The following is a 13,867-nucleotide window of genomic DNA, read 5'->3' as shown; positions in this document are numbered from 1 at the left end:
GCATAGGCCGTGCCGCCGGTCGCCGTGGTCTCGGTCGCCGTGCTACTGCCATTCGTTGCCGCACCACCAGCCCCACCGCCGCCGCCACCATTGTTGTAGTTGCTGCCGCCCTGGCCGCCCTGCACATACGAAAGGGCCGAAACGGAATCCGTGCCTGTCGTGGTGGAAGTCGCAACCGACTGCGCCGTTGCAGCGCCGCCAGCGCCGCCTGTGCCTGTCGTAAAGGCACGTCCGCCAGTTCCGCCGGTCGCACGCGCGCCCTGGCCAGAATGTTGCCCCACCAAGTATGCACCGGTCAGCGTCAAGGTGGCTGCAGCGGCAGCACCGGCCCCGGGACTGACATCTTCGCCGGACGCGCCTGCACCACCATTGGCATTGCTGCCGCCAGCCAACGAATGCGCATGAGTTGTGTTGGCGGTATTGTCGTTAAACGCCAGGCTTGAGGTCGCCGTTCCGGCGGCGCCTACGGTACCGCCATTGCTATAGCCGCCCGCACCGCCATTCGCCGTTTGCTGCAATAGCAGAGTGCCGCCGAGAGCGTTTCCGCTAACGGTGTTGGTCAGCGTGATGGCTCGTCCGGCACCGCCATTGGCGCCATGAACACCGCTGCCACCACCACCACCGGTCACGACGACACGTGCGCTCGCGGACAAACCGGTCGCTGTGGCCGTCACGGCTCCGACAGCGCCACCTGCACCACCGGCCGCACCGGTGCCGTAGCCGGTGCCGCCGCTGCCGCCGAACCCGCCGCTGTAGCCGTAGGCGGTCCCGCCCGTGGCTGATGCCTCGGTCGCAGTCGCGGTCACGGTCGATACACCGCCGCCCACACCGCCGCTGCCGCCGCCAGTGGAGTTGTGGCTGCTGCCCGTGCCGCCCGACGCGTAGGACCGGGCCGACACACTTTCCGTGCCGGTTGTCGTGCTGCTTGCGATCGCCGATGACGTCGCGCCGCCACCTGCACTTCCAGTTCCAGTGCCGTACGTCGCCCCGGCATTGCCGCCCGTGCTGCGAGCAGTCGCGGTGCTGACAGAGTGTGCGCCTGCCAAGTTGATCGATGCCGACGCTGCCCCGCCGACAGTGCCGCTGGTGGTGCCGTTGGCCCGGCCTCCATTGCCGCCGGCGGCAGTGCTGCTGCCGTTCACGTCACTAGCCTGGCCGCTATTCGTGGTGATGTCGTTGAACGATAGGTTGGAGGTAGCAGCACCGGCCGCTCCACCCGTGACGCCCGAGCCACCGCTGCCACCGGTCGCAGCCTGCCGCAGGGACAGGTAACCGCCCCGCGCGGTGCCGCTGACGGCATTGGTCAGCGTGCTGGCCGCACCCGCGCCACCGGCTGCCGAATCGGACGAGCCGCCGCTGCCACTATTTTGGATGACGACAGACCGGGTCGCCTGCCCGCTAGCGTTTGCCGTATTGCCACTCGCGACGCCGCCGGCGCCACCGGCGCCACCGGCGCCCGTACCGCGGCCGCCATTGCCGCCAAACGATCGAATATAGGCGTAGGTTACCCCACCGGTCGCGGTGGCGGCCGTTGCTGTCGCGATACCATTTGAGGCTGTCCCACCTGCCCCGCCGCTGCCACCCGCATAATTGGCGCCTCCGCCGCCACCCTGAAGGTAGACGAGCGCCGCCACACCGTCGGTCGACGTCGTTGTGCCGGTCGCTGTAGACTGCCCGGTCGCACCTCCGCCCACACCGCCGGCACCCGTGGAATAGCCGCGTCCGCCATTGCCACCCGTCGCCCGAACGGCATAACCGGAATGGGCGCCAACGACATGCGCCCCGGTCAGCGTCTGCGTGGCGGTCGCCGCGCCACCTGTGCCAGCAGCAGTCGCTCCATACCCGCCGCCGCCTCTGCCGCCATAGGCAATGCTCTTGCCCCGCAAGGTGCTGGCCTGCGTCGTGTTGGCCGTGCTGTCGTTGAAGGCAAGAGTGGACGTTGCAGCGCCGCCGGCCCCAGCCGACGTGCCATTGCCGCCGTTGCCGCCAGTTGCCACCTGTGTGAGTTGGAGCGTGCCGCCCGTGGTGGTGCCGGTGACAACGTTGGTCAGCGTGCTCGCTGTTCCCGTTGCACCGGCCGCGCCGCCAATCCCGGCGCCACCAGCACCGCCGGTTTGGTGGGCCAACACGGAGACATTGAACCCGGTCGCGGTGACCGTATTGACGGTTCCCAAGCCACCGGCGGCGCCGGTATTACCCGCGCCCGTGCTGTAGCCGCCGGCGCCGCCCGTTGCATAGATGGACACCGTCGCGCCCAAAGTGCCGGAGGCGCTGGTCGCGCTGCCTGTCGCCGTGGCCGCACCACCAGCCACGCCGGTCGCAGTCTTGCTGCCACCACCTGCTCCACCTTGCGCTTGCACCGTCGACGCAACGGTGTTGGACCCTGTTATGGCAGCGGAGGCGGCGGCGGTGCCAGCGACACCACCTGTCGTGCCATTGCCACCTGAGCCGCCCGTGGCATTGCTGTAGCCACGCAGCGTTGTGGCCTGGCCAGAGTTCGCCGTGGTGTCGTTGAACGCAAGGTTCGACACCGCGTTACCGCCGCGTCCCCCCGTGGCGCCGTTCCCGTTACCGCCGCCGCCACCATTGGCCGCCTGGCGCAGGTCCAACTCACCGCCGAGGGCAGTTCCCGTCACCGCGTTGGAGAGCGTGCTGCCGGCACCGGCGCCCCCCGAAGCGCCGCTACCATACCCGCCAATGCCGCCAGACTGGGTCGCGGTGGCAGTCGCGCTGAACCCGACGGCCATCGCGGTCGTGCCAGTGACCGCGCCGCCTGCCCCAGCGACGAAGCCCGTCCCAGTCGCCCTTCCGCCAGCCCCACCGGTCTCGTTCGACGTCGCCCGGGCAGTTCCGCCTGTCGCGGTGGCCGCTGTGGCCTTGCTTGTGGAACCGGTCGAGGCACCACCAGCGCCGCCGCTGCCGCTGTTGTAATTGACACCGCCCCGTCCGCCGGACACGTTGCTCCTGGCGTAAACATTGCCATCCGTACTCGTTGTCGTGCTGACCGCTGTGGAACTGCCGCTCGCGCCCCCACCGGCGGCGCCGGTGCCGTAGGCCCGCCCCGCGGTTCCGCCATTGGCAGTAGTGTACGCATTGACCCGCGAGACGCCCGTCAAACTCGCAATGGCCGACGCCGTCCCGCTAACGGCACCGGTCCCACCGGTGGATCCGCCGCCACTGCCGCCGCCTGTCGCGTAAATATTTCCGTAGAGACCAGCCGCGTGCGTGGTATTCGCGGTCGCATCGTTGAACGTCAGGCTCGATGTGGCAGCCCCGCCGACGCCTGCCGTTCCCGATGCGCTGTAACCGCCCAGGCCGCCGTTTGCAGTCTGCGTCAGCCGCAGGCGAGAACCGCTTGCTGCCGTGCCGGTGACAATGTTCGTCAGCGTGCTCGAAGCACCAGCGCCGCCATTTGCGCCGCCGAGACCGCGCCCGCCGGTCCCGCCAGTCTGCGTGGCGGTGGCGTAGGCCACACCGCCGACACCTCGGGCCGACGAAACCGTCGCGGCGCCCCCGGCGCCCCCCGTGTGCCCGGCACCAAACGCGTCGCCACCCGTGCCGCCGGTTGCACTCCCACTGACATTGACCGTTTGTGAGGTCGAACTACTGGTGGACAATGCTGAAGCCGTCGCGGCGCCACCGACACCACCATTCCCGGCAACACTGGTCTCACCACCGCCAGCGCCACCATTGGCCAGAGAGCTGGCGTTCGTGCTGCCGATGCCAGTTGTGTTCACCGATGACGTTGCGGTTCCGCCGGCTTGGCCCGTCGCGCCGCCGCCGCCGCCATTACCACCATTGGCGACGATACGGGCGTAGAACGACGTCGTCGGTATGGTGTTCCCGGTCGCGTCGTTGAAGGTGAGGGTGGAGCTTGCATTGCCGGCTGCACCACCCGTCGACCCGTAACCGCCGGAGCCGCCGTTCGCGGTTTGCCGCAGCGTGAGGTAGCCGCCCTTGGTTGTGCCGTGCACGGCATTCGACAGCGTGCTAGACGCGCCCGCGCCGCCGGACGCACCATTATAGCCGATCCCGCCGTTGCCGCCGGATTGGGTTGCCGTGGCAATGGCGTTGAAGCCGCTAGCCGTGGCGGAGGTGTTGCTAACGCCGCCCCCGGCGCCGCCGACCAATCCGGTGCCGATTGAGGATGCACCCGAACCGCCAGCTTGGCTGACATTGGCATAGGCCCGGCCCGCGGTCGCCGCAGTTTCGGTCGAGGTCGCGGTCGCACCGGTTGCGGCGCCACCGGCGCCTCCCGCACCATTCGTGTTGTTACGGCCACCACCGCTACCGCCAGTCACCGTCAGCGTGACATCGACAAGGCTATTCGAGGTTGTGGTGCTGGTTCCCGTCGCGCTGCCCGACGCACTGCCACCGGCGCCACCGGTGTTACCGGCACCATACGCACGACCGCCAGAGCCGCCAGATGCGCTCGCCGTCGCCCGCAAGCCGGCAGCGCCAGTGACATTAAGCGTGGTGAGAGCGGTTCCTCCGACTGCGCCGCCCGTGGTCCCATAGGAACCGCCGCCGGACCCACCGGCGGCATTGCTGATGCCGCGTAAATAGCTGGCAGCGACCGCATTCGCCGTGGTGTCGTTGAAGGTCAGGCTGGAGGTAGCAGTGCCGGCGGCGCCGCCGGCGCCTGGGGAGCCAGCCGCGACGTGGCTGGTGCCGCCGCTGCCGCCCGTCACAGACTGGCTGAGGTACAGCCTACCCCCGGTGGTCGTCCCGGTGACGGCATTGGTCAGCGTGCTCGATGCGCCGGCGCCGGCCAGCGCACCGCTGTTGCCATCGCCACCGCCGCCGCCGTTTTGCGTTGCCGTGGCAGTTGCCGAAAAGCCGCTGGCGAACGCGGTGGTGCCGCTCGCCGCACCACCGGCACCCCCGGTATGCCCGGTCCCCGTCCCAGCGCCGGCATTGCCGCCGAAATCGGCAGCAGTCGCATATGCGTGGCCAGTCGTCGCCGCGGTTTCAGTCGCCTTGGCAGTCGTCCCTGTGGCAGCGCCGCCGGCGCCCCCATTGCCGCCGGATGCGAGGCTGCCGTTTCCGCCCCGGGCGGTGGCGTTGGAGGACGCGCCGGAACTACCGGTCGTTGTGCTTGTCGCTGTGCTGCTCGCCGTTGCGGCGCCGCCAGCCGCGCCCGTGCCCGTTCCGTAGGCTCGTCCGGCGTTTCCGCCGGTTGCGGCCACAGTGGCGTTGACAGCGTTTGCCCCGGTAAGCACCAACGTCGTTGAGGCGGCGCCCCCCGCGGTGGGGTTGGACGCGCCTCCCGTGCCACCGCTATTCCCGCCCGTGGCGTACGTCGCAGCGTGGAGGTAGTTCGCCTGAATCGTGTTGGCGGTGGTGTCGTTGAAATTCAGGTTGGAGGTGGCACTCCCCGCGGCGCCGGCTGTTGCACCATTGCTATACCCACCCGAACCGCCATTCGCGGTTTGGAACAGGTTGAGGTTCCCGCCGGACGTCGTCCCACTGACTGCATTTGTAATCGTGCTTGACGCACCTGCGCCGCCGTTTGCACCGGCACTTCCTGCCCCGCCGTTACCGCCGGTCTGCGTCACCCTCGCCGTCGCGGAGTAGCCGCTCGCCTTGACGGGTGTTACGGTCGCAGCACCCCCAGCGCCGCCGGTCTTTCCAGCACCGTTGCCATTGCCACCGGTGCCACCGGTGGCATAGACGCGGATTTCCGCGTGGCCGCTGCCGCCGGTGGTGGATGATCCCGTCGCTGTTGCAGCGCCACCTGCACCGCCGCTGTTGCCGGTGCCGGTGGATGGTTGGCCCGAATTGCCGGGTGTCCCCGCAGTTCCGCCATTGCCGCCCGTGGAGCGCGCATAGTCTACGACAGTAGAACCGTCGGTTTGTGTCGTGGTGACCGATGCTGCGGACGCACCACCAGCCCCGCCCGCGCCTGCCGCACCCCCTGTGCCTGCTCCGCCGCCACCATCTCCACCCCGCCCCCCTCTGCCGCCGTTTGCAGTGGACGTGTTCGTGGTGTCGGTCCCATTGCCTGTGTTGGAAGCCGTTGCGTTGCCACCCGGGACGCCCGCCCCTCCAGTTGCCCCGGGAGTGGAGCCATAGGTGCCAGTAGCACCGTCGGTGCCGTTCTGCGTGACGTCCATGGAAAATCTCCCGTGTCATTATGGGCAGGCCGACAGCTCGCGACCGGCAGCGCAACGATTGAGCGGCGTGCGATTTAAGCGATAATAGAGACGGTAACCTTCAGGTGAGCGGGTGTAAACCCTTCTGAAACGAAAAACCTCGATAGTTTGTTTTCGAAGCGATTGTCGCACTATATATGGTGGTTACGCTGGATATTTAACGCTACATGTTGTATTAAAGGCTTGTCAAAATTGAGACCGGTCTCAATCGACGTTTAGAACGTTGCCGATACAATTGTATTTTAATGTCGATTTGTGATTATTTACGGCTAGCACCTTCAAGGCGCCGATTATCTGGCGCTAACAGCGCGACAGTTTTTATTGTGGTATTACTTACGATAGCTCACAACAAAGACTTAGGGTGCCAATATTGACCTAGTGGCCGGGCAGTCCGCACCCAAAAGCGACCGATGGGTTGATGCCGAACTGAACACCAGGGCGGGACGGGCGGACTCCGCCCGGCCTTACTCAATTTGCGTCTCATTGGGTCGGTACGGCGCCAAGCCGAAATCCTACGAGCCTACCGCAGCTACAGCCGGCATTGATAACATTCCAACGACGACGTTGTATTCGTCTGAGACTGGATGATCGATCCGGCTGGAGACGAGTGTGATCGACACGCCCCAACGACAAGCGAAACCCGTAGGCGCCGTGGGTAAACAATTTGGGCGCCTCCGGCCTGTCGACGAATGCGACATGCGAATCCTGACACGGTGAAGTCAGGAATCGATGCCAAACAATCGTTTGAGGCCGCAATTATATCAAGCTCATGGTGAGACCGACAATCGGACACGCGCCATGCATTTAAGATCGCTCGGCAGCCCGCCGTAGAACGTTCTCCGCCAAAATAGCGGCGAGCCCCACCGCAAGCAGGATGGGCGACCAGCCCAACGGCCGTAAAAGAATCCAACAGGCCGCGAGCCATAGCAGCACACAAGCGACGAGCCTGCCGTCGTCAACAAAGAGGCCAACACACTCACGCCAGATCGCCAACAGCGCTCTCATGCCTCGCTCCTGGCCACCGACGGAGACATGCGGGATCTGTGGCGACACAAGATGACCAGCAGCAGGCTCATCATCAACCATCCCGCATTGAGGCCTAGTAGCGACCAGTCGCCGCCGGGCCATGCGAGTCCGAGGCCCTCGCCGATCCAGAACGCACCAAAGGCGGATACCAGAATGCCAACGGCAAATTTCAGGGTGTTTTCTGGAATCATGGCGACGGGCCTATGCAACGCCACACCCAGCGCAGTCACCAACAGCAACGCTACCAAGGCACCAACGCTTGCCGGCAGTAACAAGCCGCCGCCGCCGCCGCCAATGGCGACGACGATGAACACAACCTCGACGCCTTCGACCATGGTAATCTTGAATGCCGTCGCAAGTGCGATGCGATCCCATCTCCGCGCCCGCATGCCCAGGGCGCGCATCGCGGCACTCTCCTTCGCATAGGCCGCATCTTCGTCATGCAAGGGGATAATCCCCGCGGCACGGAGGATCGCCTTTCGCAGCCATCGCATCCCGAACAGCAGCAGCAGCGTGCCTAACGCAATCTGCACGACACCCTGCGGCACGCGCGTGATCGCCGGGCCCAAGATGGCTGTCATCAGCACCAGCACTGCCAGCGCCGCACCCGTTCCCGCCAATGCACCACGCCAGCCGCGAACAGCACCGACGGCCAGCACCACCGTCAGGGCCTCGATAAATTCAACCAAAGAAGCGAGGAACGCCGCTACGATCGTTGGCCCGGCATGCGTCCAATCAAACACGATCTGCCACTCCAATACCATCAACCGACATCCTGCCGCCCTCCCGCAATGATGGCCCGCAGATCGTTCAGCCGATCTAGCGATGCCAGCGTATGATCCGGATTCAATGAGGCTAAGCCCAGAACCAGAGCCTCGAGCGCCACGAACGTCGCGCCATGCAATGCAAACTGCCGGGCTCTGCCGCGGCGAGCCGGCACGACGACCTCAGCCGATTTGGCGAGCGAGCGATCGAGGCTGTCGCTCAGCAGGATGATCGGGATCGAAAGGCGTTTGCCCTCTGCGAAGAGTGCCCTCACTTCCGCATAGGATTTGCCATAGGCGAGCACCAGCAATGCATCTTGGGCGTCAAGATCAAGAAGCTGATCGGCCAGCGCTAACCCGGCGGCATTCAGGGCGCGCGATTGGCGTCCCGTCCTGGCCAACAAAGCTGCGGCATAACTCGCGAGTGCTGCTGTTGGGCCCATGCCAAAGACGAAGATGCGGCGCGCCGGGTGCAACGCAATGACGGCTTGCCGCAGTTTGGCGCGCGTCTCGGCATTCGCGAGCGCTTCTACGGCTTCGACCTGCGTCGCCAGCACATGATCAATGGCGGTATCGACATCGTTCGAGCCGGTGGCAGCCAAGGTTCGGCGCATGCCTTCGGCTGGGGTGCTAGGCGTCGCCGCAAGCGTATCGGCCAGGGCGCGCTTCAATTCCGCCATGCCATCGAAGCCGAGGGCCTGCACCGTGCGCACCACCGTCGCATCCGAGGTCCCCGTGCGCTCCGCCAGGGTGGCTGCGGAGGCGCCAAGGGCAACCGCCCGGTTGGCGGCGATGAAACGCGCGATCCGCTGGGCGCCCGGCGAAAGCGTCGCAGCGGCGTCGCGCAGGCGCATCCCGAGCGCGTCGGCCTCGCTGCTTGCTCCATCGGCGGCCGGCTTGTGCAAGTGATCCCCTTTCTGATTTGGCATATTTACTACATTTATGAATACGACGCAATAAATACTACAGTAGCATTGTTAGTGAGCTTACGGTCTTGCCTAGCCATGGGCGGTTTGCGGCGATAATCTGAGGACCATCGGCGGGTTCGCCTGCGCAGGCCTAATAGGAAAGTCGACGTATGGCACCAGACGCCCCATGAAGGCCCGCTCTATCACGCTCGGACTGGCTATCTTGGTTGCCGGGGGTTCTGCGGCATTTGCCGGATTGGCGTGGCGCCCGGCTATCGGCAAAATCGCGTCTCCCACTCAGTTCGATCGGGCGCTCGTCGCCAAGGGTGCGCAGTTGGCCGCGGTCGGCGATTGCGCGATTTGCCACGCCGGGTCCACGGGAACGCCGTTCGCGGGTGGCAATCCGCTGCAAACGCCATTCGGCGCGGTCTACGCCAGCAACATCACGCCCGATCCGGACGCCGGCATCGGCACCTGGTCACTCGCCGCGTTCCGCCGGGCCATGCATGACGGCGTCGACCGGGCGGGCGGTTTCCTCTACCCGGCATTTCCCTACAACCACTACACCCACGTCACCGGCGAGGACGTCGACGCGATCTACGCCTTCCTGATGACGCGCACCCCGGCGAAGCTGCAGGCGCCAGCGACGCATTTGCCGTTCCCCTTTAACATCCGGCTGTTGATGGCGGGATGGAATGCGCTGTTCGTCGACCATTCCCCCGTCGCGGCGGACCCAGCGAAGAATGCGGCGTGGAACCGTGGCGCCTATCTGGTGGAAGGGTTGGGCCATTGCGCCGCCTGCCACTCACCCCGCAACGCCTTGGGCGCGGAGGACAAGGCCCATCCCTTCACCGGCGGGGAGGTGGATGGATGGGATGCCCCAGGGCTCACCGCCGCCACCTCCCCCGCGGCGATCGCCTGGACGGCGGGTGCGCTCTACCGCTTCCTGCGCCACGGGTTGGATGACCAGCACGCCGCATCGGCCGGGCCGATGGGCGCGGTGTCGCACGACCTGTCGAACGTGCCGGAGGCGGATGTGCGGGCAATCGCCATCTACATCGCCTCGATGACGGACCCGGATGGCCGGGGCGCTGCCGAGCCGACGCGGGAGCAGCAAGTAGCCGCCCGGGTTGCCGCGGCACAAATCCCACCGCCGGAACTGCAGCAGACCAGCGGCGCGGCGATCTTCGCCGGGGCATGCGCTGGGTGCCACGGCGCCGGGGCGCCGATGATGCTGAACGGTCGGCCCTCCCTCGCGTTGGGCAGTTCCGTGACGGCGGCCACACCGCGTAACGCGTCACAGACTATCTTGTATGGGTTGCAGCCCGGCCCGGGTGAACGCGGGCCCTGGATGCCTGGCTTTGCCGGGTCGCTGACGGACGACCAGGTGGCGGCTGTACTCACCTATCTGCGCTGGCGCTTTACCGATCGCCCGGCCTGGCCTGCGCTAGAAGACAATGTTCACCGCATTCGGCAGGACAAGAGCTCATGATCTCGCTCATTGTGAACGGCACCACGCACCAGGTCGACGTCGATCCAGCCACGCCCCTGCTGTACGTGCTGCGCGATACGCTGGGCATGCACGGCGCCAAATACGGTTGTGGCTTGGGCCAATGCGGCGCCTGCACCGTGATGCTGGACAAGCAGGCGGTGTTTTCCTGCCTGACACCCGTGGCGGTGTTGGAGGGACGGCAGATCAAGACGATCGAGGGACTGGGCACGATCGAGCACCCGGGTCCGCTGCAGCAGGCGTTCATTGACGAGCAGGCTGCGCAATGCGGCTACTGTATCGCCGGGATGATCATGCGGGCGCAGGCATTGTTGGAACGCACGTCCTCACCGACCGAGGCGCAGATCCGCGCGCAGATGCAGCCAAACCTGTGTCGCTGCGGCACCCATATCCGCATCCTGGCGGCGATCCGCCTGGCGGCGGACACGATGCGCCAGGCCGCCATACCCGGTCGCGTGCAGGAGGTGTCCCGATGAACGCGCTCAGCCGGCGCGGTTTGTTGGGGACGGGCGGCGCGCTGGTGGTGGCGTTCTCGACGCGACCAGTGTTTGCGCAGGCCGAACACGCGCCGACGAAGCTGCCGGGCAGCCTCAGCGTGCAGCCGCATCTGTCGGGCTGGGTGCAGGTGGCGCCGGATGGCGCGGTGACGGTGTTCACCGGCAAAGCCGAATTGGGCCAGGGCATCCGCACCGCGCTGATCCAGATCGCCGCGGAGCAATTGTATCTGGCCCCGGGCGTGATCTCGCTGGTGACCGCCGACACCGGGCGCACCGCGGATGAGGGCTACACCGCCGGCAGCCACTCCATGCAGGATAGTGGCACGGCCATCATGCATGCGGCGGCACAGGTGCGTGCGATCCTGTTACAGGAAGCCGCGTCCCGTCTGGGCGTCGATGCGGGCGCGCTCAGCACGACGAACGGTCGGGTACAGGCGGCGGATGGGCGTAGCCTGGGTTATGGCGAGTTGGTTGGATCGCTGTCGCCCGACCAGGTTGCGAGTCAAACCATCGCGCTGAAGGACCCGGCGACCTACACCGTCATGGGCAAGAAGATGCCGCGGGTCGACATACCGGGCAAGGTAACCGGGGCAGCCGCCTACGTGCAGGACATGCGGCTGCCCGGCATGGTGCACGCCCGCGCGGTGCGGCCACCCCGCTACGGTGCGACATTGGCCAAGCTAGACTCGTCCAAAATCGAGACGATGCCCGGCGTCATTAAAATTGTGCGCGACGGCAGCTACCTCGCTGTCATCGCAGAGGGCGAATGGCAGGCCATCACCGCCATGCGCGCGCTGCAGGATGCCGCCGTCTGGACCGGCGGGCAGCCCATGCCCGATCAGGCGAAGATCTTCGAGACGATCCAGAGTCTGCCGGTGCAGGACAGCGTCATTCTCGATCGCAAGGCGGAAATGGCACCGGCGGTTCACACGTTGAAGGCGCGCTATCTGCGGCCCTACGGGATGCACGGGTCGATTGGCCCGTCCTGTGCCGTGGCGCAGTTGCAGGATGGCGTGATGACGGTATGGACCCACACCCAAGGTGTCTACCCAGACCGTGCCGCACTAGCCGAATTGCTGCAGATGCCGCCGCAGGCGATCCGCTGCATCCATACCGAAGGCTCGGGCTGCTACGGCCACAACGGAGCGGACGATGCCGCCGCTGACGCCGCCCTGTTGGCGCAGGCCCTGCCGGGTCGCCCCGTGCGGGTGCAATGGATGCGCGAGCAGGAGAACACGTGGGAGCCGTTCACCCCCGCGATCGTGGCGGAGGTCCAGGCATCCCTGTCGGCGGACGGGACCATCGTGGACTGGCAGTATGGCGTGTGGAGCAACACCCACAACATGCGCCCCGGCAATGGCGGCCGGCTGATGCCAAGCTGGGCCCGCGCCAATCCGCTGAAGCCCTCCCCGCCAATGCCGATCCCGCAACCCGAGGGCGGTGGCGACCGCAACGGTATTCCGCTCTACGACCTGCCGACGGCGCATGTGGTGTCGCACTTCGTGCCGGACATGCCGCTGCGGGTTTCCGCCATGCGCGGCCTGGGCGCCTATACCAACGTCTTCGCGATCGAGAGCTTCATGGACGAGTTGGCCGCCGCCGCCGGGATCGACCCGGTGGTGTTCCGGCTGAAGCACCTGACGGATGCCCGAGCGCGGGATGTGGTGCAGCGCGCGGCGCAGGAATTCGGCTGGGACAAGGCGGCGTCGCTCCCCGCCGGACACGGCCGCGGTTTCGCCTTCGCCCGCTACAAGAATCTCGGCGCCTATGCTGCTGTGGCGTTGGAGGTCGCAGTGGAGCACGAAACCGGCCGCGTGCGGGTCGTGCGCGCGCAGTGCGCCGTCGATAGCGGGCAGGCCGTGAGCGTGGACGGCATCCGCAACCAAATCCAAGGCGGTCTCGTTCAGTCTTCAAGCTGGACGCTGTACGAGGCCGTCACCTATGACGCCACCGGCATCACCAGCCGCGACTGGAGCAGCTACCCGATCCTGCGCTTCCCCGCCGCACCGGACAGCGTAGAGGTGCATGTGATCAACCGCCCTGGCATGCCGTTCCTAGGCACTGGGGAGGCGACACAGGGCCCGACCTCCGCCGCCATCGCCAATGCGGTGATGGACGCGGCCAAAGTGCGCATTCGCGAGTTACCGCTGTCCCAGGAACGGGTGAAAGCCGCTATCGGTGTGTAGGGCTACCCTAAGCCGCTGCCGCAAGCAGCCTGGCGATAACGGTTGCGGCGGTGGCGATTCATTCAGGGAGCACATCCAGCATATGACGGGCGATCATGGTTTCCTCATCGGTCGGGATGACCCATGCCGAAGCCCGGCTGCCCTTCTGGCTAATACAAGGACCGCCTCGCGTATTGGCGGCATCGTCCAGCAATACGCCCAGCCCTTCCAGCCGCGCACACACCAGGCGCCGTAATTCGGGTACGTTCTCGCCGATCCCAGCGGTGAACACGATGCCGTCCAGTCCGCCCATCGATGCCATCAGCGCGCCGGTTTGACGGACGATCTGGAAGGCAAATAACTCGATCGCCTCTTGTGCAGCGGCACTACCGTCCTTCTCCAGCACACGGTAATCGCTGGCGACGCCGGACACGCCCAGTAGGCCGGATTGGTGATACAGCATGTCGCTGACCGCATCGGCCGACATACCGCGAGCCTGCAGCAGATACAGCACGGCGCCGGGGTCCAGGGTACCGCAGCGCGTGCCCATCGGCAAACCGTCCAGCGCCGTCAGCCCCATCGTCGTGTCGACACTGCGTCCCGCATGCAACGCGCACAGGCTGGCGCCATTGCCCAGATGCGCCACCACCACCCGGCCACCTGCTAGCGCCGGCGCGACCGAAGGCAAGGTGGAAGCGATATATTCGTAGGAAATGCCATGGAAGCCGTATCGCTCGACGCCCTGCTCAGTAATTGCCCGCGGCAGGGCAAGCCGGCGTGCGACGGCAGGCATCGTCAGGTGAAATGACGTGTCGAAGCACGCAACCTGCACCATGTCTGGC

At 66.3% G+C, this 13,867-nt stretch carries 7 protein-coding genes; 3 read left to right on the top strand and 4 right to left on the bottom strand.

Annotated features, from left to right (window positions below; all coding sequences use genetic code 11):
• From GSQ76_RS17490 to GSQ76_RS17480, 3 genes are all read right to left on the bottom strand, one after another.
• Nucleotides 1-6,116, bottom strand: a 6,116-nt coding sequence (locus GSQ76_RS17490) for a hypothetical protein (RefSeq protein ID WP_158745419.1), incomplete at its 3' end; no start/stop codon positions are given.
• Nucleotides 6,117-7,156: 1,040 nt separating this feature from the next.
• Nucleotides 7,157-7,774: a hypothetical protein gene (locus GSQ76_RS17485; protein WP_216851114.1), complete on the bottom strand. Its 618-nt coding sequence runs from the start codon at nucleotides 7,772-7,774 to the stop codon at nucleotides 7,157-7,159.
• 170 nt (nucleotides 7,775-7,944) lie between these two features.
• The gene (locus tag GSQ76_RS17480) at nucleotides 7,945-8,799 is read right to left on the bottom strand and encodes a MurR/RpiR family transcriptional regulator (RefSeq protein ID WP_254070472.1); all 855 of its coding nucleotides are present in this window, start codon (nucleotides 8,797-8,799) and stop codon (nucleotides 7,945-7,947) included.
• Nucleotides 8,800-9,040: 241 nt separating this feature from the next.
• On the opposite strand from GSQ76_RS17480, the gene GSQ76_RS17475 reads away from it, so the two are divergent.
• From GSQ76_RS17475 to GSQ76_RS17465, 3 genes are read left to right on the top strand one after another with little or no spacing between them, the layout of a single operon-like run.
• On the top strand, nucleotides 9,041-10,345 hold the full coding sequence (locus tag GSQ76_RS17475; protein WP_158745417.1) for a c-type cytochrome: 1,305 nt from the start codon (nucleotides 9,041-9,043) through the stop codon (nucleotides 10,343-10,345).
• Nucleotides 10,342-10,839 carry a (2Fe-2S)-binding protein gene (locus GSQ76_RS17470; protein ID WP_158745416.1) on the top strand — a complete coding sequence of 166 codons (498 nt, stop codon included), beginning with the start codon at nucleotides 10,342-10,344 and terminating at the stop codon, nucleotides 10,837-10,839. Before GSQ76_RS17475 ends, GSQ76_RS17470 begins: the two co-directional genes overlap by 4 nt.
• On the top strand, nucleotides 10,836-13,046 hold the full coding sequence (locus GSQ76_RS17465; protein WP_158745415.1) for a molybdopterin cofactor-binding domain-containing protein: 2,211 nt from the start codon (nucleotides 10,836-10,838) through the stop codon (nucleotides 13,044-13,046). Before GSQ76_RS17470 ends, GSQ76_RS17465 begins: the two co-directional genes overlap by 4 nt.
• A 58-nt stretch (nucleotides 13,047-13,104) precedes the next feature.
• Here the strand turns inward: GSQ76_RS17465 and GSQ76_RS17460 are convergent.
• Nucleotides 13,105-13,867 (bottom strand): acetate/propionate family kinase (locus GSQ76_RS17460; RefSeq protein WP_408836825.1); only part of this gene is annotated, 763 nt, incomplete at its 5' end.

This window comes from Acidisphaera sp. L21 (assembly GCF_009765685.1).
Taxonomy (GTDB): Bacteria; Pseudomonadota; Alphaproteobacteria; order Acetobacterales; family Acetobacteraceae; genus LMUY01.
The sequence above is the reverse complement of the archived record's forward strand: the minus strand, read 5'-3'. Positions and strand labels throughout refer to the sequence as shown.